Below are 25,719 nucleotides of genomic sequence, written 5' to 3'. Positions count from 1 at the left end.
CTGAAATCATGTCGAATAAAGGGCAAGGTAGCGGTCGGCGCTCTCCGACCAGCCGAACGACTGGCGCATACCGGCCTGCTGCAGCCGTCGCCACTGCGCGGGCTGGCGATAGAGATCGAGCGCTCGGCGGAGGGCGTCCAGGAAGGCCGCCACGTCGGGGACATCGAACACGAAACCGGTGGCGCTGCCATCCTGCAAGGCGGCCTCGGTCGCATCGACCACGGTATCGGCCAGCCCGCCGGTCTTGAAGACGACCGGCGGCGTGCCGTAGCGCAGGCTGTACATCTGGTTCAGACCGCATGGTTCGAAACGCGACGGCATCAGGAACAGGTCCGCCCCGGCCTCGATCCGGTGCGCCAGCGGCTCGTCGTAACCGACCTCGATGAAGATCCGCTGCGGGTGCTGCCTGGCCAGCCGTGCGAGCTTACGCTCGTACATTGCCTGGCCGCTGCCCAGCAGCACCAGCCGCACGTCAGTCTCGGCGAGCAGCACCGGTATCGCGGCGAGTACCCAGTCGATGCCCTTCTGCTCGACCAGCCGCCCTACCAGCCCCAGCAGCGGCGCCTGCAGGGCGGCGTCATCGGCCTGTGGCAAAAACCGTTCGAGCAGGGCCCGCTTGTTGCGTCGCTTGCCGGGCTGGATGCGGCTCACCGAGTAATGCGCGGGCAAGTGCGGATCGGTGGACGGGTTCCAGATCCGGGTATCGATGCCGTTGAGAATGCCATGCAATTTGTATTGCCGCGACAGCAGCAAGCCGTCGAGTCCGTAACCGAATTCGGGCGTGCAGATTTCCTGCGCATAGGTAGGACTCACCGTGGTGACGGCATCGGCATACACGATGCCCGCCTTCAGCATGGAGAAGACGCCGTGGAACTCCGCTCCCTCCGGCGACCACCAATGGCTGGGCAGCTGCAGGCGTACGAAATCGCTGCTCGGGAAATAGCCGCCGTAAGCGAGGTTGTGAATGGTGAACACGGTTTTCGGCCGCCGCGGCTGCTCGGCCAGCAACGCCGCCACCAGGCCGGTCTGCCAGTCGTGCATATGCACCACCGCAGGCTGCCAGCCCAGATTCAGCGCATCCTGGGCCAGCAGTGCCGCCACCCGCGCAAACACCGCAAAGCGCTCGGCATTGTCAGGCCAGTCCTGGCCGCTGGCATCGACATAGGGATTGCCTTCGCGGTCGAACAGCGGCGGGCAGTCGATCACCCACAATGGAAAGGCAAAATCGGGATGGCGCGTTTCCAGGATGCGCGCGCTGACCATGCCCTCGGCGCCGCGCACGTCGAGCCAGCCGAGGATGCGCATCGGGTCGAGCTGGCGCAACAGCGCGCGATAGCCCGGCAGTACCAGGCGGATGTCGGCGCCGCGATCATGCAAGGCATGCGGCAGGCTGTAGAGCACATCGCCCAGCCCGCCGGTTTTCACCAGCGGATAGGCTTCGCTGGCCGCAAACAGGATTTTCATTGCTCCGCGTTTCATTATTCTTTTCCATCGTTACTGATTGGTCACATCGAATCAACCGCAGGGTTTGAGGAACAGTGCGCCGAGCGGCGGGATCGTCACCTCCATGGACTGCTCGAAGCCCATCCACGGCAGATCCTGGGGATGCAGCGGCTGGCCGTTGCCGAGATTGGTGCCGCCGTAATAGGCCGAATCGGTGTTCAGCACCTCGCACCAGGCAGAAGCCGTCGGCACGCCGATGCGGTAAGCGCGGCGCGGCACCGGCGTGAAGTTGAACAGCGCCACCAGCTGCGCGCCCGGCTCCCGTCCCTGACGTACCAGGCTCAGCACCGACTGGTCGGCGTCGTGGCAGTCGATCCAGCGAAATCCGCGCGGGTCGAAGTCGAACTCATGCAGCGCCGCCTCGCTGCGATAGAGGCGATTGAGGTCGCGCAGCAACGCGCGGATGCTGTCGTGCGCGGGGAACGCAAGGAGTGCCCAGTCGAGCTGCCCCGACTCCTTCCACTCGTTCCACTGGCCGAATTCTCCGCCCATGAACAAGAGCTTCTTGCCCGGATGCGCATAGTGCCATGCATAGAATACCCGCAGGTTGGCGAAGCGCTGCCAGGCGTCGCCCGGCATCTTGTCAAGCAGACTTTTCTTCATGTGCACCACTTCGTCGTGCGACAGCGGCAGCACGAAGTTTTCGGTCCACGCATACATCTGGCTGAAGGTCAGCTGGTTGTGCTGGTACTTGCGGTAGATGGGTTCCTTCTCGATGTATTCGAGGCTGTCGTTCATCCAGCCCATGTTCCACTTCATCGAGAAGCCCAGGCCGCCGAGTTCGGCCGGGCGCGAGACGGCGGGCCAGGCAGTCGATTCCTCGGCGATGGTGAGCACGCCGGGGAAGCGGCCATGCACCTCGGCATTCATCTCGCGCAGAAAATGGATGGCCTCGATGTTTTCGCGCCCGCCATACTGGTTCGGCAGCCATTCGCCGGGTTTGCGCGAATAATCCAGATACAGCATCGATGCCACCGCGTCGACGCGCAGGCCGTCAATGTGAAACTCATCCAGCCAGTACAGCGCGTTGGCGACCAGAAAATTGCGCACTTCGTTGCGGCCGAAATCGAAAATCAGCGTGCCCCAGTCCTGGTGCTCGCCGCGACGCGGATCGGCATGTTCGTACACGGGCTCGCCGGTAAACCGTGCCAGCGCCCAGTCATCCTTGGGAAAATGCGCCGGCACCCAGTCGAGCAGTACGCCGATACTTGCCTGATGGCAGGCATCGACGAAGGCGCGGAAATCGTCCGGCGAACCGAAGCGCGCCGTCGGCGCGTAATAGCCCGACACCTGGTAGCCCCACGAAGCGTCGAGCGGATACTCGGCCACCGGCATCAGTTCGATATGGGTATAGCCGAGGTCCTGCACGTAGGGAATCAGTTCGGCGGCGAGTTCGCCCCAGCCGTAATAGCTGCCGTCATCGTGGCGCCGCCAGGAGCCGGGGTGCAGCTCGTAGATGCTGATCGGCTGGTGCTGCCAGTCGAAATGCGCGCGTGCCTCGATCCACGCGCCGTCTTCCCAGGCATAGGCTTCGTCATCCGGCACGCAGCTGGTGGTTTCCGGGCGCATGAACATCTGTCGCGCATAGGGGTCGGTTTTCTTCACCAGTTGGCCGCGGCTACCGAGAATTTCGTATTTGTAGGCGTGGCCAGCCCCCAGACCGGGGATGAACAATTCCCATATGCCCGACGTGCCGCGACAGCGCATCGGGTGGCGGCGGCCATCCCAGTCGTTGAAATCACCGATCACGCTAACCCGTTGCACCGCCGGCGCCCACACGGCGAACAGGCAACCTTCGACGCCATCGACGGTTTTCCGACGCGCACCGAGCACTTTCCAGGCTTCGAAATGGCGCCCCTCGCCCAGCAGGTGCAGGTCCATCTCGCCCAGCTGCGGTCCGAAGCTGTAAGGGCATTGCGTGGTATGCCAATTGCCCGCCCCCTTGTCCTGCCAGCGCAGCAACGGATGCGGCTCGACCGCGGCGCCGGGTGGCAGCTGGCGCTCGAAACAGTCGGTGCCGGGCACCCGCGACATGCGGCCGCCGGCCACCTCGACCGCCTCCGCGGCGGGCATGAAAGCGCGGATCAGCGTGCCGCCGCCCGGCTGCGGGTGTATCCCCAGCACCTCGAAAGGATCGTGGTGCGTGCCGCTCTGCACACGCATGATGGGCGCGCTGACTGCAGGCAGACTGGCATCTGGCGGGCTTGTTCGAGAGAGGTTCATGGACGGGGCTGGATCTCGCATCGGTGGGTTTTCTGTAATTGTCGCAGCAAGCGGGATGCCAGCTCCGGGGTCAGCGCATCCCATGTGAACCGCCAGGTCCAGTTGCCGCTGTCGGTGCCGGGCGTGTTCATGCGTGCTTCGCTGCCGAGCTGCAGTACGTCCTGCAGCGGCAGCACCGCCAGCGCGGCGCAGCTTTCCAGCACCGCGGCGATCATCGCCGCCAGCACCGCATCGGGGTCGCTGACGTCCAGTTGCCGCATCACCTGCTGGCGTGCTTCGTCGGGTAGCGTGCGCCACCAGCCCAGCGTGGTGTCGTTGTCGTGGGTGCCGGTGTAATACACGGTGTCGGGATGCACGTTTTCCGGCTTGTGCGGATTGTCGGCATGGCCGTCAAACGCGAATTGCAACACAGCCATGCCGGGCAGGCCAAACCGGTGGCGCAGCACGGTGACATCTGGCGTGATGACGCCGAGATCTTCGGCCACCAGAGGCAGCGTTCCCATCTCGTCGGCGATCGCCTGCAACAGTTCCGCTCCGGGCACCGCCACCCATTCGCCGTGGACTGCGGTGGGCTCGTCCGCCGGGATCTCCCAGGCCGCAACCAGGCCGCGGAAATGGTCGATGCGCAGCAGGTCGAACCACTCGAAGTGAGCGCGCAGCCGCGCGCGCCACCAGGCGAAGCCGTCGGCCTGCATCGCCGCCCAGTTGTAGTGCGGATTGCCCCAGCGCTGTCCGGTCGCGGAGAAATAATCCGGCGGCACACCCGTCACCATCACAGGGTGGCCCGCGTCGTCCAGCAGGAACAGGTCGCGCTGCGCCCACACGTCGGCGCTGTCGTGAGCGACGAAAATCGGCATGTCGCCGAACATCTGGATGCCGCGCGCCGCTGCTTGTGCACGGATGTGCTGTCCGTGAAAAGCTGCGCGATACTGCTCGACCATCACCGCGTTCAGCTTGTCGGCGTGGCTGACATCGAGCGCGGCCAGCGTCTGCGCATCGCGGTCGCGCAGCGCAAGCGGCCAGTCGGTCCAGGGGGTGTCGCCCTGATCCGCCTTGATGACCATGAAGCGCGCAAAATCCACCAGCCAATGCGCCTGCCGGCTGCGCCAGTCCATAAAACCGTGCATATCGGCCGGTGCAGCGGGAAACAGGGCGGGGTCGACCGCGAATGCCGAGGCACACTGGTAAGGCGACAGCCCGCCCAGCGGCAGGCCCAGCGGCAACATCTGCCACACGCCGATCCCCGCTGCCTGCAGAAAATCCAGCCAGCGTTCGACATCGGCCAGCGTAATCGATGGCAGCGAGGTCGGATGCAGCAGCAGGCCGGCGCGCCGCGTGTCGAATCGCATCAGGTATTCCTGCGCATGGTACCGGCATTCTCGGCGTTGCCGCGGCCATGCGACAGCGGCACGTCGAGCTGGATCGGCGGCGCCACGCCGATCAGCCGATACAGTTCGCGCACCTGGTCCCGGTACAGCTGCTCGAAATCGCTCACGCTGCTGGCCGGGTTGTAGTCGCCGAACCACCAGAACCAGTCTGAGCCCTCGCATACCGCCAGTTGTTGCGTCGCCTGCTGCAGTTGCATGGCGGACAAACCGCCGCCTTTGGCGACACGGTCATAATCGTGCTTCGCCATCGCCAGCAGATCCCAGCCGCGATTCTTGTCTTCCGAACCGATCCAGGTCGAGAAGCTGCCGTATACCCAGCTGCCTGCCGCCAGCCGCTTCAGCGACGTGACGGCGGCTTGCGTGACCTGCCCGGAAAAAGTGTCGACATTGAGCCTGGGGTGGCTCGACAGCGTCGAGTAGAGCGCATCGAGAAAATGGTGGCCGTTGTCGGGGTAGTACTCCCAGGCATTCTCGCCGTCGAGAATGACCGAGACCACATGCCGGCTCGCGTCCTCGCCGAAAAAATGGGCGATGTTTTCCAGATGCTGGACGAAGTCGCCCACCGCATCGTCGGCATGCCAGTCGCCATACTTGAAGCCGATCAGATCGGACAGGCCATCGTCGCGAAAAAACACCCGCGTAGCGAAACCGTCGATCTGCGCAGGCGAGAACAGCGCGCGCTTGGTATGCATATCGCTTTCCGGAAGCCCCGACTTGACGCAGCTGTTGCGCCATACGCCCTCGCCCGAGGCGGTCCAGGCAAAGCCCATTTCATCGAGCTGGGCCAGCGCATCCTCGCTCACCCCGCCTTCGGACAGCCACACGCCGGCCGGCCGACGACCGAAATAATGTTCGAACACGGCCACGCCCCGCTGCAGGTGCCAGCGTGCACGTTCGGCTCCGCCGGGATAGGCCGGCGCCTGCGGGACGGGCGCATCGGGCAGGGCATCGCGCAGGTTGGCAAAGTCATTGAGCAGCGGCACGATGGGGTGACCGTAAGGCGACATCGACAATTCGATCTGGCCGCGCTCGGCAAGCGCGCGGTAACGCGGGATCAGCCCGGCCATGCAACCCTGCATCAAGTTCAGCAGCGCGTGGCGATCGGTGACAGAAAAATTCTTTTCCTGTGCCATCAGCCGCTGCGCCAGCGGCAATTGTTTGAGCGAGTGGCCCAGCCAGGCAAGGTGATACCAGGTCAGCAAATCGAGAAAATATTGCTCGGACAGATACGTCAGGTGCAGCTGCTGCTCTGCGTTGTTGGCTCCGGTTTCGTCGGTGACACCGACCATGCGCAGCAGTGAATGGAATGCGGGATACGGATGGATCATGCGCGGCGCATGACAGCGCCGGCAATCCTGCACGATACGGAGACGGCGAGCTGCATCTGCCGGAATCGGTTCGATGCCCGCAAGCAGGTTCAGCAGCGGGTCGTGGGTGGGCTTGCCGTACTGCAACAGCGCATCGAGCTGCCGTGCGTAATCGTCGAGTTGCTCCAGTAGCACCGGCGCAAAGTTGACCACTGCGCGCATCCGCGGATAGCGCTCCAGATGCGCGGCCATGTCGCTGTAATCCTTGATGCCGTGCAGGTATACCCAGGGCAGGCGATATGCGCCCTTGAGGCCTTCGCGGTAATACGGCTGGTGCATGTGCCAGCACAACACGACATTGATCGATTCAGCCATCGAATTCATCCTGCCACCTGGCGTACAGGTTCTGCCCAAGCATGGCGGGGGTCACCAGCACAATGCCTTCATCCGTCACATGAAAGCGTTTGGCATCCTCGACCCGGTCTTCGCCGATCACCGTGCCGTCGGGAATGACCGTGCCCTTGTCGATGATGGCGCGGGTGATGCGGCAATTCCTGCCGATGCTGACCTTGGGCAGGACCACGCTGTCCTTGATCAGGCTGCAGTTTTCCACCGTGGTGGCAAAGAACAGCACCGAACGTTTGACCCGCGCACCCGACAGGATGCAACCGCCCGCGATCAGCGAGTCGATCGCCTCGCCGCGTCGGCCTTCGTCGTCGAAAATGAACTTGGCGGGTGGAAATTGCGGCTGGTAGGTCCAGATCGGCCAGTCGCGGTCATACAGATTGAGTTCGGGTTCGATCGAGCACAGCTCCATGTTGGTTTTCCAGTAGGAATGCAGCGTGCCGACATCACGCCAGTAGGCGGGCTGATCGTCTTTATTGCGGAAAGGAAACGCGACCCCGCGCGCGGATGCGATGCTGGCCGGGATGATGTCCTTGCCGAAATCGTGCGAGGAGCGGGGGTTGCCGGCGTCCTCGACCAGCGTCTTGTAGAGGAAATCCTTGGAGAAGATGTAGATGCCCGTCGAGACCAGCGCAATGCCGGGCTTGCCGGGAATGCAGTCGGGGTTCTTGGGCTTCTCGGTGAAATGGGTGATGTACATGTTTTCGTCGACCGACATCACGCCGAACGAACTTGCCTCGGCCACCGGCACCTCGATGCTGCCGACGGTGAAGTCGGCACCGGTCTGCACGTGGTACAGCAGCATATCGGAGTAATCCATGGTGTAGACATGATCGCCGCCCAGCACCAGCACGTACTCGGGATGGTGGCGCTGCACGATATCGATGTTCTGGAACAGCGCATCGGCGGTGCCTTGGTACCACTCCTTCTTGTCGGTGCGCTGCTGCGCCGGCAGGATTTCAACGAACTCGCCGATCTCGGCACGCATGAAGCCCCAGGCGCGTTGCAGGTGGCGAATCAGCGAATGCGATTTGTACTGCGTCAGCACGCCGATGCGGCGGATGCCCGAATTGACGCAGTTCGACAGCGGAAAATCGATGATGCGGTACTTGCCTCCGATCGGTACTGCGGGCTTGGCGCGCCAGGCGGTCAGATGCTTCAGCCGCGAGCCCTCGCCGCCCGCCAGCACCAGCGCCAGCGTCCTGTGCGTGAGACCGGTCACCGTCTTCGGCTCGGTGTAATAGCGATAGAGCCGTTCCTGCTCGTCTTTTGAAATCGTCATATCCGTTCCTTGTTGCTGCCCTATGAGATCAAGTAGTGAATCGTTGAATCGGGCTCAGGGCGGCGCAAACGCCATTGCAATCGCACCCTGCACTCCCAGCCGCGGCTGGACAATCAAAAAAACCGGCGTGCGCTCGACCACCCCGCGCATCCTTCCCTTGTCGACGGCCGCGGCCATGAAACGCGGCGACTGCAGGTGTGTCTGCAGGTGCCGGGACACGCCACCGGCGATATACAGCCCGCCGCGCGGCTGATACAACAGCGCCACATTGCCGGTCCACGCCCCATACAGCGCGACGAACAGATCGAGCGCGGCCGCGGCGACGCCATCGCCCGACCCGGCGCGCGCAACGAGCATGGCGCCGTCCACAGGTTCGCCGGGCTGCGCGAGGCCTTGCTCGGTACAGCAGAAGCGGTACAGGTCGTTCATCGCCGAGCCCGACACGGCGCGCTCCCATGACACATGGCCATATTCGGCGCGCAAATATTCGAGCAGCCGCAGCTGCAGCGCATTGCCCGGCGCGAAGTCGGTATGCCCGCCTTCGCTGGCGAAGCTCCGGTAGCGCCCGCTGGAATCGGCCACCATGAAGGCCAGCCCCATGCCGGTGCCGGCGCCGATAATGGCACGCACGCCAGCGGGGTCGGCCGGCCGGGGGTTGAGCGCGATCACGTCGGATGCGGTCAGCGTCGCCACGCCCGCCGCCGCCGCCTGAAAATCGTTGACGAAGCGCACGTCGGCAATACCCAGCGAGGCCGCCATGCCGGCCGCATCGAGTGTCCAGTCCAGATTGGTGAGCTTGACGCGTTGTGCCTGCAACGGCCCGGGCAGCGCCAGCAGCAGGACGTTCGGTGGGACGGGCGACTGCGCCTCGGCCATGAACTGGCGCAACAGCGCATCCGCCGAAGCGAAATCGGCGCTGGCATACACCTTTTCGAAACGCGGGCGCGACACACCCTCCGCATCGCCGGTCACCCAGGCCAGCCAGCTTTTGGTCCCCCCGATATCGCCCGCGATCAACTCCATACTCGAACTATAAGCCAGCATGCGGCTGGCGCATGCGGCGGTAGTGATTAATGAGCGCACTGGTCGAGGCGTCGTGCCCGGTCACCGGCGCAGCGGCCTGCAGTTCGGGCAGGATGCGGCTGGCAAGCTGCTTGCCGAGTTCCACTCCCCACTGGTCGTAGGAATTCAGGTTCCAGATCACGCCCTGTACGAAAATCTTGTGCTCGTACAGGGCGATCAGCATGCCGAGCGCGTGCGGGGTCAGCTTTTGCAGCAGCAGCGCATTGCTCGGATGGTTGCCGTCGAACACCTTGTGCTGGACGAACTGGCCGGTTTGCGCCGAATCGCCTTCAGGCGAGCCCATTTCAAGCAAGGTCTCCCCGCGCGTGCGGCCGCGCATCAGCGCTTCGGTCTGCGCCAGAAAATGGGCGAAGAGAATATCGTGGTGCGCCTGCAGTTCGGTGTGCGGCTCGACCGAGACGATGAAATCGGCCGGGATCATCCTGCTTCCCTGATGCAGCAATTGATAGAACGCATGCTGTCCGTTGATGCCGCTGGCACCCCAGACGATGGCCCCGGTGGAATAGTCCACCACCTTGCCGTCGCGGCTCACCGACTTGCCGTTGCTTTCCATGTCGGCCTGCTGCAGGTACGCCGGCAGGCTGCTCAGGTAATGGTCATACGGCAGGATCGCATGCGACTCGGCACCGAAAAGGTTGTTGTACCAGACGCCCAGCAGCGCCAGGATCACCGGCATGTTCTGCTCCAGCGGCGCATGGCGAAAATGCCCGTCCATCTCGTGCGCGCCTTCCAGCAGTTCGACGAAACGTTCCGCGCCCACCGCCAGCACGATCGACAGCCCGATCGCAGACCAAAGCGAATAGCGTCCGCCCACCCAGTCCCAGAATTCGAACATGTGGGCCGGGTCGATGCCGAACGCCGCCACCGCGTGGCGGTTGGTGGAAGCCGCCACAAAATGCCGCGCGACATGCCGGGTCGCCAGTGCACGTGCCAGGAACCACTCGCGCGCATGGTGCGCGTTGGTCATCGTTTCCTGCGTGGCAAAGGTTTTCGACGACACGATGAACAGCGCCGTCTCCGGATTCAGCGCTTCCAGTATTTCCTGCACATGCGCGCCATCGACGTTGGAAATGAAGTGCGCCTTCAGCTGTGGATGGTGGTATGGCTTCAATGCCTGACACACCATCTGCGGCCCCAGATCCGAGCCGCCGATACCGATATTCACCACGTCGGTGATACGCTTGCCGGTATAGCCGCGCCACTCGCCACTGCGAACCTGTTCGGCAAACGTCGCCATGCGCCCGATCACCGCGCTCACCTTGGGCATCACATCCTCGCCGTCGACACGCATCGGCTGCTTGCTGCGGTTACGCAGCGCCACATGCAGCACCGCACGGTTTTCCGTGTTGTTGATTTTCTCGCCTGTGAACATGCGCTCGCGCCAGCCCGCCACATCCGCCTCCTCGGCCAGCCGTACCAGCAAGCTCATGGTGTCGCCAGTAATGCGATTCTTCGAATAGTCCAGCAGCAACCCGCCTACTCGCAGCGAAAACCGCTCGAAGCGCGCCGGATCGGCCGCAAACAGATCGCGCATATGTACCGTTGCCATCTGCGCGTGATGCGCCTGCAACACGCGATACACAGGCCGGTGCAATACACCCGGCTCGCCCGCCTCGTTCCGCAACATCTGAATTGCTGAAGACATGCTGCCCCTTCTGTCTGCGCGACTTCCAACGCTCATCAAGCAATGCCTGTGCCCTAGCACCGGAGGCTACGTCCGACACGTGTTGGAACTATAGGAAAAATCCGTGAGACGCCGATGACGAATCCGTGAAACCGCATCAAGACTGCACCCAGCTGGGACTACCCGCCCGATATGGCGGGAGGAATGCACCTGAATAGTGCAGAAGAACAGGCGGGCAAGGCCAGCTCCAAACAAGACGGCGGCGCTTGGATTCAGCGGGAAAAAATTGATTTGGCGAGGAGGGGACTCGAACCCCCACAGCAGCGGCGGATTTTGAATCCACTTGAAACCCCATATTCCATGCGGACTGGCGATGAATACAGCAATAAAATCAGTAAGATGGCTTACCGTTTGATCCCGTGGTTTAGCGGAGTTTTCCACTCAAACCGCAGCAAAAAATTCGAGGGAAGGTGCATTAAAAAAATTCGAGGGAAGGTGCATTATGGGTATGGCAGTTCCGGGCTAAGCCATTGAATTCAAACTGGTGCCGGGAGGGGGACTCGAACCCCCACACTGTTACCAGCGGCGGATTTTGAATCCGCTGCGTCTACCGATTCCGCCATCCCGGCAAGGAGCCGGACGCGAACGCGGCCGGCGACAGAAGCCGGGGATTATCGCCGAATCGGGCGCCCCCCCGCAAGGCGACGGCTATAATCGCGCCCCATGCATGTTGCCGATTTCGATTTCGATCTGCCCGACGAACTGATCGCGCAATTCCCGTCCGCGCTGCGTGGCGGCAGCCGGCTGCTGCACATCGAGACATCCGGCACGCTGCATGACCGCGAATTTGCCGATCTACCCACCCTGCTGCGCCCAAACGACCTGCTGGTGATGAACGATACGCGTGTGATCAAGGCACGCTTGTTTGGCCACAAGGATTCCGGCGGCAAGGTCGAGCTGCTGGTGGAACGGGTGCTGGATGAATGCGATGCGCTGGCCTTCATCCGTGCCAGCCATGCGCCCAGGCCGGGGACGCGGATTCATCTCGTCGACGATGTGGCGGTGGCGGTGCTGGCGCGGCAGGACGATCTGACCCGGCTGCGCTTTCCACGCCCGGTGCTGGAGGTGCTGGACCAGCTCGGCCAGTTGCCGCTGCCGCCCTACATCGAGCATGCGCCGACAGCCGACGACGAGGCGCGCTACCAGACCGTATACGCGAACGCACCCGGCGCGGTGGCGGCCCCCACCGCCGGACTGCATTTCGATGCTGCCATGCTGGATGCCTTGCGCACGCAGGGCATCCACACGGCGCAGGTGACGCTGCACGTGGGCGCCGGCACCTTCCAGCCGGTGCGGGTGGACGCCATTGCCGACCACAGGATGCATAGCGAGCGTTACACGATCCCGGACGCGGCGGTGGCGGCGATTGCCGAAACGCGTGCCCGTGGCGGCCGCGTGGTGGCGGTGGGCACCACCAGCCTGCGCGCGCTGGAAGCCGCAGCACAAGCGGGCAAGCTGCACGCCGGCTCCAGCGAGACCGACATCTTCATCACCCCGGGTTATCGCTTCCGGGTGGTCGACGCGCTCATCACCAACTTTCATCTTCCCAAATCCACGCTGCTGATGCTGGTCTCCGCGTTTGCCGGCGTCGACACCATCCGCACGGCCTACGCCCATGCCGTCAGGGAGCGCTACCGCTTCTTCAGCTACGGCGACGCGATGTTTTTGGAAAAGAACAGCCTGGAAAAACATCCTCTCGCATGAAATTCGACCTCCTCGCCACCGACGGCGGCGCGCGCCGCGGCCAGCTCCACCTCGCGCACGGCACGGTGCAGACGCCCGTCTTCATGCCGGTGGGCACCTACGGCACGGTGAAAGCGATGGCGCCGGCCGAGCTTATCGAAACCGGCTTCGAAATGGTGCTCTCCAACACCTTCCACCTGTGGCTGCGCCCCGGCCTGGAGGTGATCGAACGCTTCGGCGGGCTGCACCGCTTCATGGGCTGGGACAAGCCGATCCTCACCGATTCGGGCGGGTTCCAGGTGTTCAGCCTGGGCAAGCTGAGGAAGATCACCGAGGAGGGAGTGAAATTCGCCTCGCCGATCAACGGCGACAAGCTGTTTCTCACCCCGGAAATCTCGATGCAGATCCAGCGCACGCTGAACTCCGACATCGTGATGATTTTCGACGAATGCACGCCCTATCCCGCCACCGAGCGCGAGGCCGCCGACTCGATGCGGCTCTCGCTGCGCTGGGCGGCGCGCTCGAAAGCGGCGCACGCCGGCAATCCCAACGCGCTGTATGGCATCGTGCAGGGCGGCATGTACGAGGATTTGCGCGACGAGTCGGCACGCGAACTGATCGGCATGGACTTCGACGGCTACGCCATCGGCGGGCTCTCGGTCGGCGAACCCAAGAACGACATGGCGCGCATCCTCGCCCACACCGCGCCGCAGCTGCCGGCCGGCAAGCCGCGCTACCTGATGGGCGTCGGCACGCCATCGGATCTGGTGTTCGCGGTCGGCCAGGGGATCGACCAGTTCGACTGCGTGCTGCCGACCCGCAATGCGCGCCACGGCATCCTGTTCACCCGGCGCGGCGAAATGCGCATCCGCAACGCACGCTGGAAAACCGACACCGCGCCGATCGACGACGAGTGCGACTGCCACACCTGCACCCATTTCAGCCGCGCCTACGTGCACCATCTGATCCGCGCCGGGGAAATCCTCGGCGCGCGGCTGGCCACGATCCACAACCTGCATTACTACCACCGGCTGATGGCCGGGATGCGCGCTGCCATCGAGGCCGGGCGCTTTGCCGACTTCACGGCGCAGTTTCACGAGATGCAAACACGCGGATGGTAGAATCCCCGGGTTTTTCAGCAAACCGCCCTTAATTTGGAGCTTCACCTATGATTTCACTTGCCCACGCGCAAACTGCCGCATCGGCCACGCCCGGCATCACCGATTTCCTGCCGCTGATCATCATTTTCATCCTGTTCTGGTTCATGCTCATCCGCCCGCAGATGAAACGCGCCAAGGAGCAGAAGAAAATGCTGACGGAACTGGCCAAGGGCGACGAAATCGTTACCAGCAGCGGCCAGGTCGGAAAAGTCGCAAAAATCGGCGATCAATACGTGTCGCTGGAAATCGCCGACGGCGTGATTACCCACGTGCAAAAGCAGTCGGTGCAGACGCTGCTGCCCAAGGGCACGATCAAAGGCATTTAGGGATCATGATCCAGGGGCTGGGAACGGGGAAGAACGGCTGTGCCGCACATTTTCCAGCACGCGCCCCGGTCCCTACCCCTAGCTCCTAGCCCCTAATTCCTGGCTCCTAAAAAAATGAACCGCTTCCCGCTCTGGAAATATGTGCTCATCGGCATCACGCTGGTGGTTGCATTCATTTACACCCTGCCCAACTTCTTCGGCGAAGTGCCGGCGGTACAGGTCTCGCCGGTGCGCACCAGCGAGAATGTCGACACCGCGCTGCTGGGGCAGGTGGAATCCGCGCTGAAGGCGGCCCAGGTGGCCTACAACGCGGTGGAACTGGCGGGCAACAGCATCAAGGTGCGCCTTGCCAACACCGACGTACAGATCAAGGCCAAGGACGTGCTGCAAAACAGCCTGGGCGAACGCTACACCGTGGCGCTCAACCTGGTGTCGGCCTCGCCGGCCTGGCTGTCGTCGATCCATGCGCTGCCCATGTATCTCGGCCTCGACTTGCGCGGCGGGGTGCACTTCCTGCTCGAGGTCGACATGAAGGCCGCGCTGGAAAAAGCGGCCATCCGTTACCAGAACGATTTCCGCACCGAACTGCGCGGCGACAAGATCCGCTATGGACGCATCAGCCGCGAAGGCAATGCCGTTACCGTGCACTTCGCGACCCGCGACCAGCGTGATGCGGCCGCCAACAAGCTGGGCTCGGTGTTCACCGATCTCGTCTTCAGCCCCGCAGACCAGGCCGATGGCTTCACCCTGACCGCACGCCTGAAACCGGAAGCCCAAACCAAGGTGCAGGAATTCGCCCTGCAGCAGAACATCACGACGCTCAGAAACCGCGTCAACGAGCTCGGCGTGGCCGAACCCGTCATCCAGCAACAGGGCGCTAGCCGCGTCGTGGTGCAACTGCCCGGCGTGCAGGACACCGCCAAGGCGAAGGACATTCTGGGCCGCACCGCCACCCTGGAAGTCCGCATGGTCGACGAGCAGGCCGATCCGATCGCCGTCAGCCAGGGCCGGGCGCCGTTCGGCGACGACATCGTGACCAGCCGCGAGGGCGGCAATATCGCGGTGAAGAAGGACGTGGTGCTGACCGGTGATTCGATCACCGACGCCTCGCCCGGCTTCGACAGCCAGAGCGGCCAGGCCGCGGTGCACATCAACCTCGACGGCAAGGGCGCGCGCATCTTCAAGGACGTGACGCGCGAGAACGTCGGCAAGCGCATGGCCATCCTGCTGATCGAGAAGGGCGTTGCCGAGGCGATCACCGCGCCGGTCATTCGTGAGGAAATCGGCGGCGGCCGGGTGCAGATCACCGGCATGGAAACCGCGCAGGAAGCCTCCGATGTCGCCCTGCTGCTGCGCGCCGGCGCCCTCGCTGCGCCGATGCAGATCGTGGAAGAACGCACCGTCGGCCCCAGCATGGGCGCCGAGAACATCGACAAAGGCTTCCACTCCAACCTGTGGGGCTTCCTCGCGGTCGTCAGCTTCATGGTCATCTACTACCGCGTGTTCGGCCTGATCTCGTCGGTCGCGCTGGCCATCAACGCCCTGCTGCTGATCGCGCTGCTCTCCATGATGCAGGCCACGCTCACCCTGCCCGGCATGGCGGCGATCGCGCTCACGCTCGGCATGGCGATCGACGCCAACGTCCTGATCAACGAGCGCATCCGCGAGGAGATCCGTGCCGGCCTCACCCCGCAGGCGGCGATCCACGCCGGCTACGAGCGCGCCTGGGCCACCATTCTCGACTCCAACCTCACCACGATGATCGCCGGCATTGCACTGTTCTGGCTCGGCTCCGGCCCGGTGCGCGGCTTCGCCGTGGTGCTGTGTCTGGGCATCCTCACCTCCATGTTCAGTGCCGTGACCGTGTCGCGCGCCATGGTGAACCTCACCTACGGCCGCCAGGCGCGGCTGGCCAAAGTCTCGATCTAAGGCTGACATCATGCTGGAATTTTTCCCGTTCAAGAAAACCATTCCCTTCATGAGCTGGGGGAAGGTGACGACGGCGATTTCGCTCATCACCTTCCTGTTCTCGGTGTGGGCACTGTGGGACCGCGGTCTCAACCTGGGCGTCGATTTCACCGGCGGCACCGTGATCGAGGTCCGTACCGACCAGCCAGCCGATCTGCATGTGATCCGTACGGCGCTGGAAAAGACCGGCCTGCCCGAAATTTCGGTGCAGAACTTCGGCACCAGCCACGACGTGCTGATCCGCCTGCCCAACAAGGGCGAAGCCAACGCCGCGGAAACCAGCAACCGCGTGATGGCCGCCTTGCAGTCGGTCGATGCCACCATCGAACTGAAGCGCGTCGATTTCGTCGGCCCGCAGGTCGGCAAGGAGCTTTACGACAGCGGCGCGCTGGCGCTGCTGGTGGTCGCCTTCGGCATCATGGCCTATCTGGCCATCCGCTTCGAATGGCGCTTCGCGGTGGCGGGGATGCTCGCCAACATGCACGACATCGTCATCATCCTCGGCATGTTCGCCTTCTTCCAGTGGGAGTTCACGCTGACCGTTCTGGCCGGCGTGCTGGCGGTTCTGGGCTACTCGGTCAACGAGTCGGTGGTGGTGTTCGACCGGATCCGCGAAAACATCCGCAAGATGCGCGGCGCGACCATCCCGCACATCATCGACGACGCCATCACCCGCACCATGAGCCGCACCATCATCACCCACGGCTCGACCCAGCTCATGGTGCTGTCGATGTTTTTCTTCGGCGGCGAGGCGCTGCACAACTTCGCGCTCGCGCTCACCATCGGCATCATGTTCGGCATCTACTCGTCGGTGCTGGTGGCCTCGCCGCTCTTGCTGATGTTCGGCGTCAAGCGCGAGCACTTCATCAAGCCGGTGGAGAAGAAGGAAGAGGCGGTTGTTTGAGATGCAAGACACAAGATCCAAGATGCAAGGAGGCGCGCTTCCCCCTTGCCTCTTGAGTCTTGCAACTTGAACCTGCATCTCATCATGCTCAACGACATCATCCAGACCATCGTCGCCACCGTCGGCGCCTGGGGCTATACCGGCATCTTTCTGATGATGGCGCTGGAATCGAGTTTCTTCCCCTTCCCCAGCGAAGTGGTGATGATTCCCGCCGGCTATCTCGCCTACAAGGGCGAAATGAATCTTGTACTGGCCATCCTCGCCGGCATCGGCGGCAGCCTAGCCGGCGCGCTGTTCAACTACTGGCTGGCGATGAAGCTGGGTCGCCCCTTCCTGCTGCGCTACGGCAAGTACATCCTGTTCAAGGAGCACTCGCTGCAGCGCATGGAAGACTTCTTCGCGCGCCACGGCCACATCTCCACCTTCACCGGCCATCTGATCCCGGCGGTGCGCCAGTACATTTCGCTGCCGGCGGGCCTCGCGCGCATGAACCTCGCCGTGTTCAGCTTCTACACCAGCCTCGGCGCCGGCATCTGGGTCACCATCCTCGCCGTGCTGGGGTACACGCTCGGCCACAACGAGGAGGCGATCCGCAACAATCTCCACCTCATCACGCTGTTCACCCTCGGCGCAGTGGCCGTGATCGTGCTGCTCTACGTCCGCCTCAAGCTGAAGAAGAAAGTCCTGCGCTAGCGGGCCGGGAGCGCTCCCGCCACCGCCCTCTCCGCGGTCTGCGTACCGCAATGCGTTCTCGCCCTCCGGTGCCGGGAACGCGAAAAGCTTCGCCGTCATCTAATGTGATAAGAGCCCGAAACAGACGGAGAGCGCCATGTATCGCCCCCAGGAAAAAGCCGCCGAGCAACCCTTGACCGACGCCGAGCTCGCGCAGCGCATCGCGGAGGGCGATCTATCCATGCTCCAACGCCTGATGCGACGCCACAATCAAACGCTTTACCGGACTGCACGCAGCATCCTGAATGACGACGCCGAGGCCGAAGACGCCGTACAGGACGCCTATCTTCTTGCCTATCGCGCGATGGGCCAATTTCACGGCAATGCCCGGTTATCCACCTGGCTGGTGCGCATCGCCGTCAACGCAGCCATCGCACGTTTGCGCAAGCGCCGCCGGCAGGCCGAGGTGGTCGACCTGTATGCCGATGCGGAGCAGGAAGACAGACTGTCGGAGGCAAATATGGGCGAGCATTCACCCGAGCAACCCGAACATGCCCTGATGCGCGTGGAAATACGTCGCCTGGTCGAGGACAAGATCAGTCGGCTGCCGGATGCTTTTCGCACTGTCTTCGTGCTGCGCGCGCTGGAAGAAATGTCCGTCGACGAAACGGCGGCCTGTCTCGACATTCCGCCGGAAACGGTACGCACCCGCTACTTTCGCGCCCGGGGACTGCTGCGCGAAGCACTGGCGCGTGAAATCGATTTCAGCCTCGCGGACGCATTCTCCTTCGCCGGCGACCGCTGCGACCGCATTGTCGCGGGCGTTCTGGCGAAGCTGAACACCCACCAGGCTGACGACGCCTGATCCCGCCCGGCCCAGCTGTCGCCAGGCTCCATCGCAGCACCTTCCCTATCAGGAGACCGCCATGTTTTCATTCATTCAAAAGCAGGACACGACGCACATGCCTATTACGGCAAACCTGGACGATGAGACGCGTCGTTCCTTTCTCGGCCACTCGGGCCTGCTTCTGTCGGGTGCGGCCGTTGCCCTGCTCGCCGGGCGCGATGCGCTCGCCAAAGGCGGCCAGTCCGGCGCGTCCGACGTGCGTATTCTGAACACAGCGCTGGGCGCCGAACTCGAGGCGGTCGCAGCCTACCAGCTGGGTGCGGAGAGCGGGCTGCTGCAAAAACCGGTGCTCGATCTTGCGCTGACGTTTCAGGGGCATCACAAGGAACATGCTGACGTACTGGCGAAAACCATCGTCAAACTGGGCGGACAGCCGGTGGCATCGAAAGAGAAATACACCTTTCCTGTCGACACGCTGAAAAGCCAGGCCGACGTCCTGCGCTTCGCCGCGATGCTCGAAAAAGGCGCGGTGAGCGCGTATCTCGGCGCCGTGCCGGTATTCGGCAACCGCGAGCTGGCCAAGGCTGCCGCCAGCATTCTCGGGGACGAAGCGATGCACTGGGCAATCTTGCGCAACGCATTGGGCGAGATCCCGGTGCCATCCGCCTTCATGTCGTGAAAAAATTCAGGGCGGCCATCCTGGCCGCCAGCGCCGTGTATGCCCTCCTTGCGAATGCAGGCCCTGCCGCTGCGCTCGCGCATGGCGACCCCGCGCGGGGCAAGGTGGTCTACGAGCGTTGCCTCGCTTGCCATGCCTTCGCCTATGACCGTACCGGCCCCCGGCATTGTGGGCTGTTCGGTCGCCATGCCGGCAGCGTACAAGGCTTCGCGTATTCGGATGCGATGCGTCACTCGAATCTGGTGTGGGGCACGCGGACGCTCGATCGCTTTCTGAAGAACCCGCTCAAGACCGTGCCGGGAACCGCGATGGGCTATGCCGGTATCGCGGATCGCCAGGAACGCGCCGACCTCATCGCCTATCTCAAGCAGGTCAACGATTCGGCAGAATGCCGCGGGCAGTAGCTTCCACCATCAGCCGCTTCATCTCCGCCACCGCCGCCGGCCATCCCACGAACAAGGCTTGCGCGACGATCGCATGGCCGATATTGAGCTCGAAGATGCCAGGCAGCGCCGCGATCGGCTGCACATTGTGATAGGTCAGGCCGTGGCCGGCATTCATCGTCAGGCCGAGACTGCGGCCGTAGGCAACCGCCATGCGGATGCGCTCGAACTCGGCGCTGCGCGCAGCGTCATCTTCGGCATCTGCATAATGCCCGGTATGGATCTCGACCACCGGCGCGCCGGCTGCGTGAGCCGCGTCGAGCTGGGCGAAGTCGGCGTCGATGAAGAGGGAAACGCGGATGCCCGCGTGCGCCAGCCGCGCACAGGCATCCTTCAGCCTGGGCATCTGGCTGGCCACGTCGAGCCCGCCCTCGGTGGTCAGTTCCTCGCGTTTTTCCGGAACCAGGCAGACGTCCTGCGGTTTCGTCGCGACGGCGATTGCAAGCATCTCCTCGGTGACCGCCATTTCTAGGTTCATCTTGGTCTTCAGCACCTGGCGCAGGATCGCCACATCGGCATCCTGGATGTGGCGGCGGTCTTCCCTGAGGTGCAGGGTGATCGAATCGGCGCCCGCGGTCTCGGCCAACAGCGCGGCCTCGACCGGGCTCGGATAGCGGGTCTTGCGCGCCTGACGCAGGGTGGCGATATGGTCTATGTTGACGCCGAGATGGATGCTCATTGTGTCAGTTCGGTAAGTTCGCGTAGCAGCTGGCGAGTATAAAGCGGCTTCGCGCCGAGGGTATGGTTGATCAACGTGCGCATCAGGACCTTGGCTTCGGCCAGGGTGGCCGGGCGCTCGAAACGGTCGGCGGCGAGGTCGATCAGCGTCTGCCCGGATACCGGGCAGCCCGGCTGCCCGCCCGTATTGATGCCCACGAGGCTACGCAGTGCGCCGCGTTCAGGCTGGAATACGTAACGGGCACCGGGGTCGATCGGCGCCTTGCTCTCGGCCTCGCGATCGAAAGTGGCACCGTAGCCGATCTCGGCGAGCAGGTTTTTCTCGAAGCGGCGCAGGATGCGCTCGTAATCGGTGCTGCACGTCTCGCCTGCCAGCTGTTCGAGGGTACCGGAATAGCGGTCGTACAGCAGTTCGTGCGCATCACCGCGCGCCAGCAGGCGCAACAGCAGTTCGTTGAGATAGAACCCGCACATCAGCGCGCGGCCCTGCGGCGCCAGCAGCCCGCCCTGCCATTCCGCCGCATGCAGGGTTTTCAACTCGGACTTGCCGAACCACGACAGCAGCAGCGGAGTGAAGGGCTGCATCAGACCGCGCAGCGCCGAGGCCGGACGGCGCGCGCCGCGTGCGATCAGCGCCACACGGCCGTGGCTGCGGGTGAACGCTTCCGCCACCACGCTGGTTTCCTTGAAAGGATAGGTGTGGAGGATGAAGCCGGGCTCGTTGTTGATACGGGCGTCGCTAGACATGGAAAAACAGCTTATCCGCGAAGGACGCGAAGGGGTGCGAAGAAAGACAAAAGCAGAAATATGAAAGCTTCGTGCATGACAGATCCACGCATCTCGGGTAATTTATCTTCGCGTTTCTTCGCGTCCTTCGCGGATAAAGATTTTCAATCAATTCCCAGCGACTTCAGCATCCGCACGTCGTCAGCCCAGCCGCCCTTCACTTTTACCCAGACCTCCAGATACACCTTGCTGTCGAACGCGCGCTCCATGTCGAGCCGCGCCTGAGTGGAGATGGTCTTGAGCTTTTCGCCACCCTTGCCAATGACGATGGCCTTGTGGCCGTCACGGTCGACCAGGATGGTGGCGAAAATACGGCGCAGATTGCCTTCCTCCTCGAACTTGTCGATGGTCACCGCCACCGCATAAGGAATTTCCTCGCCGCACAGACGGAACACCTTTTCGCGGATCAGTTCAGCCGCCAGCTGGCGTTCGGTCTGGTCGGTGACGTCGTCCGCGTCGAATAGCGGCGGGTTTTCCGGCAGGTGGGCCTGCAGGGTTTTCAGCAATTCGTCGAGATTGCTGCCTTGCTTGGCCGATACCGGCACGATCTCGGTAAAGGCATGCGCAGCGGCGGCTTCCTGCAGATAAGCCATCAGCGCGGCACGATCCCTGGCGTAGTCGATTTTGTTGACCGCCAGGATCAACGGACGATCCTTCGGCAGCAGCGCCATCACCTGGCGGTCCTCCCGCGTCAGCCGCCCGGCCTCGACCAGCATCATCACCACGTCGGTATCCGACAGGGTTTCGCGCACCCGCTTGTTCATCGCGCGATTCATGGTGCTGCCGTGGCGGGTCTGGAACCCCGGGGTATCGACGAACACGAACTGCGCTTCGTCGGTGGTATGGATCCCCATCACGCGATGGCGCGTGGTCTGCGCCTTACGCGAGGTGATGCTGATTTTTTGTCCGACGATGCGGTTGAGCAGGGTCGATTTGCCGACGTTGGGACGTCCGACGATGGCGATGAGGCCACACTTGAATTCGCTCATTTTTGCAACGCCTCGCACGCCTGGCGTGCGGCCTCCTGTTCGGCGGCGCGGCGGCTCTTGCCGACGCCGCGCGTGCTAAACGCAGGCTTCGCCAGTACGCACTCGACGATGAAACTCTGGTCGTGCGCCTCGCCTTGAGTCGCGACCAGTTGATAGTCCGGCAGCGGCAGCCGGCGCGATTGCAGCATTTCCTGCAGTTGGGTCTTGGCATCCTTGCCCGAAGCCTTGGGATCGATTTTCGCCACCAGCGGATCGAACAGGCCGCGCACGACGCGTTGCGCCTGGTCGAACCCGGCATCCAGAAAAATCGCGCCGAACAGCGATTCCAGCGCATCGGCCAGGATCGAGGGACGGCGAAAGCCGCCACTCTTGAGTTCGCCTTCGCCGAGACGCAGGACATCCCCCAGCCTCAGCGCAACGGCAATATCGGCCAACGTTTCCTGCCGCACCAGGTTGGCGCGCAGGCGAGACAGGCTGCCTTCGGGCAAATCGGGAAAGGCGTCGTAGAGCGCGCGGGCAACCGAGCAGTTCAATACCGAGTCGCCGAGAAATTCGAGCCGCTCGTTATTGAGCGCGCCATAGCTGCGGTGCGTCAGCGCCTGGGTCAGGAGTTCGGAACGGATGAAGGTGTAGCCCAGCGCCTGCTGCAGGCGCTGGTTCAACAAGGCGTTATTCAATCTGGGCGGGGACGGCGTTGGGATCGCTGCTGGCACTGAAATCCACTACCAGGCTGACGTTGCCGACGAGTTTGGTGCGGAACGCATAATTGGCGGAGACGACCGGGATGCCGCCGCGGCGATCGATGCTGAGGTCTTCCGGCTTGACCACGGTGACATAACCCACGTTGGCGCGCTTGGTGAAATCGTTGCGCAGTTCGGCGTTGCTCTTCGATTTGAAGTCGGACTCCTGCGTCATCGTGGCGAGAATTTTCTTCACCGAGAAAAACTCGATGTAGGCAGGCACCAGCTTCATCGCCAGCATGGCTATAGCGACCAGCACGATGGCGACGAACAGGAAGCCGATCATGCTCAGGCCATGTTGTCGGGAAGGCGTGGAACGGGTGCGCTGCATGGTGTCTCCTTATCGAATGACGGTGCCGATACGGCCGAAATCGTCAAAATTCATCCAGATGAAAAAGGCCTTGCCGACGATGTTCCTGTCGGGGACGAAACCCCAGTAACGGCTGTCGTTGCTGGCATCGCGATTGTCGCCCATCATGAAGTACTGGCCTGCCGGAACCTTGCAGGTAAAGCCTTCGCCCTCGGCATTGTAGGAGCAGTTTTCGCGGTAGGGGAAGTCCGTCACCTGGGGCGGATAGACCGCGGGCTTGCCCGGCTCGGTCATCATGGCGTGACCGACACCATTGAGACGCTCGTTGTACACCATGGCGGTGATGTAGTTGAGGCCGTTGCCGACGTAGCTATAGGTGCCGGTATTGACGCTCGGCACCGGCTGGCCGTTGACGATGAGCTGCTTGTTGCGGTATTCGACCACGTCGCCCGGTACACCGACCACCCGCTTGATGTAGTCGAGGCCGGGATCGGCCGGGTAGCGGAACACCATGACGTCGCCGCGCTCGGGATTGTTCAACTGCACGACTTTCTTGTTGAGCACCGGCAGGCGGATGCCGTAGGTGTATTTGTTGACGAGGATGAAGTCGCCGATCAGCAGCGTCGGCATCATCGAACCGGACGGAATCTTGAACGGCTCGACCAGGAAGGAACGCAGCGCGAACACCACCAGAATCACCGGAAAGAAGCTCTTGGCATATTCGACCAGCAGCGGCTCCCTGGCGTCCTTGTCGCGGCTGCGCTTGAGCAGCAGCGCGTCGAGCAGCCAGATGCCGCCGGTGACGGCGAGCGCGATGAAAAGAATGAGGGCGAAGTTCATTTATTTGTCCGAGACCTGGAGGATCGCAAGGAAGGCTTCCTGCGGGATTTCGACGTTGCCGACCTGCTTCATGCGGCGTTTGCCGGCCTTCTGTTTTTCCAGCAGCTTCTTCTTGCGCGTGATGTCGCCGCCGTAGCACTTGGCGAGCACGTTCTTGCGCAGCGCCTTGACGTTCTCGCGAGCGATGATGCTGGCGCCGATCGCCGCCTGCACCGCGACGTCGAACATCTGGCGCGGGATCAGCTCGCGCATCTTGGACGCCAGTTCGCGGCCGCGATACACACTGGTGGCGCGGTGCACGATCAGCGACAACGCGTCGACTTTCTCGTTGTTGACAAGGATGTCGAGTTTGACCAGGTCGCCCGGGCGGTATTCCTTGAACTCATAGTCGAGCGAGGCATAGCCGCGGCTGGTCGACTTCAGCTTGTCGAAAAAATCCATCACCACTTCGTTCATCGGCAGATCGTAGCGCAGCATCACCTGCCTGCCGTGGTACTGCATGTCGAGCTGCATGCCGCGCTTCTGGTTGCACAGCGTGATGACGTTGCCGACGTATTCTTCCGGCACGAAGATCGTCGCGGTGATGATGGGCTCACGGATTTCCTCGATCTTCGACAGTTCGGGCAGCTTGAACGGATTCTCGACGTTGATCAGGGTGCCGTCTTTCATCAGCACTTCGTACACCACCGTCGGCGCGGTGGTGATGAGGTCCATGTCGTACTCGCGCTCCAGCCGTTCCTGCACGATGTCCATGTGCAAGAGGCCGAGGAAGCCGCAGCGGAAACCGAAGCCCAGCGCCTGCGAAACTTCGGGCTCGAACTGCAGCGCCGCGTCGTTCAGCTGCAGTTTGGTCAGCGCGTCGCGCAGCGCCTCGAAATCGTGCGATTCGACCGGATACAGGCCGGCGAAGACCTGCGATTGCACCTTCTTGAAGCCGGGCAACGGTTCGCTGGCAGGACGGTCGACCAGGGTGATGGTATCGCCCACCTGGGCGGATTTGAGTTCCTTGATGCCGGCGATCACGAACCCCACCTCGCCGGCCGACAACTGCGGCCGGTCGACCGATTTCGGGGTGAACACACCGACATGCTCGGTCAGGTGCAGCGCACCGGATGCTATGAAGCGGATCTTGTCCTTGGGGCGCAGGGCGCCGTCGACCACCCGCACCAGCATCACCACACCGACGTAGTTGTCGAACCAGGAGTCGATGATCAGTGCCTTCAGCGGCGCGGACTCGTCGCCGCGCGGCGGCGGCACCTGTTTCACCACCACTTCGAGGATTTCGGGGATGCCGATGCCGGACTTGGCGGAGGCACGCACCGCATCGGTCGCATCGATGCCGACGATGTCTTCGATTTCTTCCGCCACCCGGTCTGGGTCGGCTGCCGGCAGGTCGATCTTGTTCAGCACCGGGATGACCTCGACGCCGAGGTCGATCGCGGTGTAGCAGTTGGCCACCGTCTGCGCTTCGACCCCCTGCGAGGCATCGACCACCAGCAGCGCGCCCTCGCAGGCCGACAGGGAACGCGACACTTCGTAGGAAAAGTCGACGTGGCCGGGGGTATCGATCAGGTTCAGGCGGTAGACCTGGCCATCCTGCGCCTTGTAGGCGAGCGCGGCGGTCTGCGCCTTGATGGTGATGCCGCGCTCCTTCTCCAGGTCCATCGAATCGAGCACCTGCGCCTCCATCTCGCGTTCGGACAAGCCGCCGCAATACTGGATCAGACGGTCGGCCAGGGTGGACTTGCCGTGATCGATGTGGGCGATGATGGAAAAATTGCGGATCAGATTCTGGGACACAACAAAACGGGCACGTTTC

General features: G+C 63.1%; 23 protein-coding genes and 2 tRNA genes. 9 read left to right on the top strand and 16 right to left on the bottom strand.

Features of this window, described 5'->3' with window-relative positions; genetic code table 11:
* Positions 1 to 6: 6 nt before the first annotated feature.
* The 9 genes from glgA to B059_RS0100675 all read right to left on the bottom strand — a co-directional run bounded on the left by glgA (position 7) and on the right by B059_RS0100675 (position 11,444).
* The gene (gene glgA, locus B059_RS0100710; RefSeq protein WP_245538695.1) at positions 7 to 1,479 is read right to left on the bottom strand and encodes a glycogen synthase GlgA; all 1,473 of its coding nucleotides are present in this window, start codon (positions 1,477 to 1,479) and stop codon (positions 7 to 9) included.
* 36 nt (positions 1,480 to 1,515) lie between these two features.
* Positions 1,516 to 3,726 (bottom strand): 1,4-alpha-glucan branching protein GlgB, encoded by a 2,211-nt coding sequence (glgB, locus tag B059_RS0100705; RefSeq protein WP_018076317.1) that lies wholly within the window; start codon positions 3,724 to 3,726, stop codon positions 1,516 to 1,518.
* The gene (gene malQ / locus B059_RS0100700) at positions 3,723 to 5,075 is read right to left on the bottom strand and encodes a 4-alpha-glucanotransferase (protein WP_018076316.1); all 1,353 of its coding nucleotides are present in this window, start codon (positions 5,073 to 5,075) and stop codon (positions 3,723 to 3,725) included. The genes glgB and malQ overlap by 4 nt, the downstream gene beginning before the upstream one ends.
* On the bottom strand, positions 5,075 to 6,796 hold the full coding sequence (locus B059_RS0100695; RefSeq protein ID WP_018076315.1) for a glycoside hydrolase family 57 protein: 1,722 nt from the start codon (positions 6,794 to 6,796) through the stop codon (positions 5,075 to 5,077). The genes malQ and B059_RS0100695 overlap by 1 nt, the downstream gene beginning before the upstream one ends.
* Positions 6,789 to 8,108, bottom strand: coding sequence for a glucose-1-phosphate adenylyltransferase (gene glgC / locus B059_RS0100690; RefSeq protein WP_018076314.1), 1,320 nt, complete (start codon positions 8,106 to 8,108; stop codon positions 6,789 to 6,791). Before glgC ends, B059_RS0100695 begins: the two co-directional genes overlap by 8 nt.
* Positions 8,109 to 8,162: 54 nt before the next feature.
* Positions 8,163 to 9,152, bottom strand: a complete 990-nt coding sequence (gene glk / locus B059_RS0100685) for a glucokinase (RefSeq protein WP_245538694.1) — start codon at positions 9,150 to 9,152, stop codon at positions 8,163 to 8,165.
* Positions 9,139 to 10,836 carry a glucose-6-phosphate isomerase gene (gene pgi, locus B059_RS0100680; protein ID WP_026177206.1) on the bottom strand — a complete coding sequence of 566 codons (1,698 nt, stop codon included), beginning with the start codon at positions 10,834 to 10,836 and terminating at the stop codon, positions 9,139 to 9,141. Before pgi ends, glk begins: the two co-directional genes overlap by 14 nt.
* 271 nt (positions 10,837 to 11,107) lie before the next feature.
* Positions 11,108 to 11,168 (bottom strand) — tRNA-OTHER (locus tag B059_RS20670).
* Between the two features lie 189 nt (positions 11,169 to 11,357).
* Positions 11,358 to 11,444, bottom strand: a tRNA-Leu gene (locus B059_RS0100675).
* A gap of 94 nt (positions 11,445 to 11,538) precedes the next feature.
* Between B059_RS0100675 and queA the strand changes: the two genes are divergently transcribed.
* The 9 genes from queA (at position 11,539) to B059_RS0100630 (ending at position 19,518) form a co-directional block, all read left to right on the top strand.
* Complete coding sequence (queA, locus tag B059_RS0100670; RefSeq protein ID WP_018076311.1) at positions 11,539 to 12,579, top strand: tRNA preQ1(34) S-adenosylmethionine ribosyltransferase-isomerase QueA; 1,041 nt, start codon at positions 11,539 to 11,541, stop codon at positions 12,577 to 12,579.
* The gene (gene tgt, locus B059_RS0100665; RefSeq protein ID WP_018076310.1) at positions 12,576 to 13,679 is read left to right on the top strand and encodes a tRNA guanosine(34) transglycosylase Tgt; all 1,104 of its coding nucleotides are present in this window, start codon (positions 12,576 to 12,578) and stop codon (positions 13,677 to 13,679) included. The genes queA and tgt overlap by 4 nt, the downstream gene beginning before the upstream one ends.
* 47 nt (positions 13,680 to 13,726) lie before the next feature.
* Positions 13,727 to 14,044, top strand: a complete 318-nt coding sequence (yajC, locus tag B059_RS0100660) for a preprotein translocase subunit YajC (RefSeq protein WP_018076309.1) — start codon at positions 13,727 to 13,729, stop codon at positions 14,042 to 14,044.
* 114 nt (positions 14,045 to 14,158) lie between these two features.
* Positions 14,159 to 15,973, top strand: a complete 1,815-nt coding sequence (gene secD / locus B059_RS0100655) for a protein translocase subunit SecD (protein WP_018076308.1) — start codon at positions 14,159 to 14,161, stop codon at positions 15,971 to 15,973.
* Between the two features lie 10 nt (positions 15,974 to 15,983).
* The gene (gene secF / locus B059_RS0100650) at positions 15,984 to 16,916 is read left to right on the top strand and encodes a protein translocase subunit SecF (protein ID WP_018076307.1); all 933 of its coding nucleotides are present in this window, start codon (positions 15,984 to 15,986) and stop codon (positions 16,914 to 16,916) included.
* 66 nt (positions 16,917 to 16,982) lie between these two features.
* Positions 16,983 to 17,609 carry a DedA family protein gene (locus B059_RS0100645; RefSeq protein ID WP_018076306.1) on the top strand — a complete coding sequence of 209 codons (627 nt, stop codon included), beginning with the start codon at positions 16,983 to 16,985 and terminating at the stop codon, positions 17,607 to 17,609.
* Between the two features lie 136 nt (positions 17,610 to 17,745).
* On the top strand, positions 17,746 to 18,453 hold the full coding sequence (locus tag B059_RS0100640) for an RNA polymerase sigma factor (RefSeq protein ID WP_018076305.1): 708 nt from the start codon (positions 17,746 to 17,748) through the stop codon (positions 18,451 to 18,453).
* A 61-nt stretch (positions 18,454 to 18,514) separates the two neighbouring features.
* Positions 18,515 to 19,114: a ferritin-like domain-containing protein gene (locus B059_RS0100635; protein ID WP_018076304.1), complete on the top strand. Its 600-nt coding sequence runs from the start codon at positions 18,515 to 18,517 to the stop codon at positions 19,112 to 19,114.
* Positions 19,111 to 19,518, top strand: coding sequence for a c-type cytochrome (locus tag B059_RS0100630; RefSeq protein WP_018076303.1), 408 nt, complete (start codon positions 19,111 to 19,113; stop codon positions 19,516 to 19,518). The genes B059_RS0100635 and B059_RS0100630 overlap by 4 nt, the downstream gene beginning before the upstream one ends.
* Here the strand turns inward: B059_RS0100630 and pdxJ are convergent.
* The 7 genes from pdxJ to lepA all read right to left on the bottom strand — a co-directional run bounded on the left by pdxJ (position 19,487) and on the right by lepA (position 25,700).
* Positions 19,487 to 20,236, bottom strand: a complete 750-nt coding sequence (gene pdxJ / locus B059_RS0100625) for a pyridoxine 5'-phosphate synthase (protein ID WP_018076302.1) — start codon at positions 20,234 to 20,236, stop codon at positions 19,487 to 19,489. The two genes, B059_RS0100630 and pdxJ, sit on opposite strands and share 32 nt — an antisense overlap.
* Positions 20,233 to 20,982: a DNA repair protein RecO gene (recO, locus tag B059_RS0100620; RefSeq protein ID WP_018076301.1), complete on the bottom strand. Its 750-nt coding sequence runs from the start codon at positions 20,980 to 20,982 to the stop codon at positions 20,233 to 20,235. Before recO ends, pdxJ begins: the two co-directional genes overlap by 4 nt.
* 143 nt (positions 20,983 to 21,125) lie before the next feature.
* Positions 21,126 to 22,010 (bottom strand): GTPase Era, encoded by an 885-nt coding sequence (gene era, locus B059_RS0100615; RefSeq protein ID WP_018076300.1) that lies wholly within the window; start codon positions 22,008 to 22,010, stop codon positions 21,126 to 21,128.
* Positions 22,007 to 22,687, bottom strand: coding sequence for a ribonuclease III (rnc, locus tag B059_RS0100610; RefSeq protein WP_018076299.1), 681 nt, complete (start codon positions 22,685 to 22,687; stop codon positions 22,007 to 22,009). The genes era and rnc overlap by 4 nt, the downstream gene beginning before the upstream one ends.
* Positions 22,680 to 23,081 (bottom strand): DUF4845 domain-containing protein, encoded by a 402-nt coding sequence (locus B059_RS0100605; RefSeq protein WP_018076298.1) that lies wholly within the window; start codon positions 23,079 to 23,081, stop codon positions 22,680 to 22,682. Before B059_RS0100605 ends, rnc begins: the two co-directional genes overlap by 8 nt.
* Positions 23,082 to 23,090: 9 nt before the next feature.
* Positions 23,091 to 23,900: a signal peptidase I gene (lepB, locus tag B059_RS0100600; RefSeq protein ID WP_018076297.1), complete on the bottom strand. Its 810-nt coding sequence runs from the start codon at positions 23,898 to 23,900 to the stop codon at positions 23,091 to 23,093.
* On the bottom strand, positions 23,901 to 25,700 hold the full coding sequence (lepA, locus tag B059_RS0100595; protein WP_018076296.1) for a translation elongation factor 4: 1,800 nt from the start codon (positions 25,698 to 25,700) through the stop codon (positions 23,901 to 23,903).
* Between the last annotated feature and the right edge of the window lie 19 nt (positions 25,701 to 25,719).

It is taken from the genome of Thiobacillus denitrificans DSM 12475 (assembly GCF_000376425.1).
In the GTDB taxonomy this organism is placed as follows: Bacteria; Pseudomonadota; Gammaproteobacteria; order Burkholderiales; family Thiobacillaceae; genus Thiobacillus; species Thiobacillus denitrificans.
The sequence above is the reverse complement of the archived record's forward strand: the minus strand, read 5'-3'. Positions and strand labels throughout refer to the sequence as shown.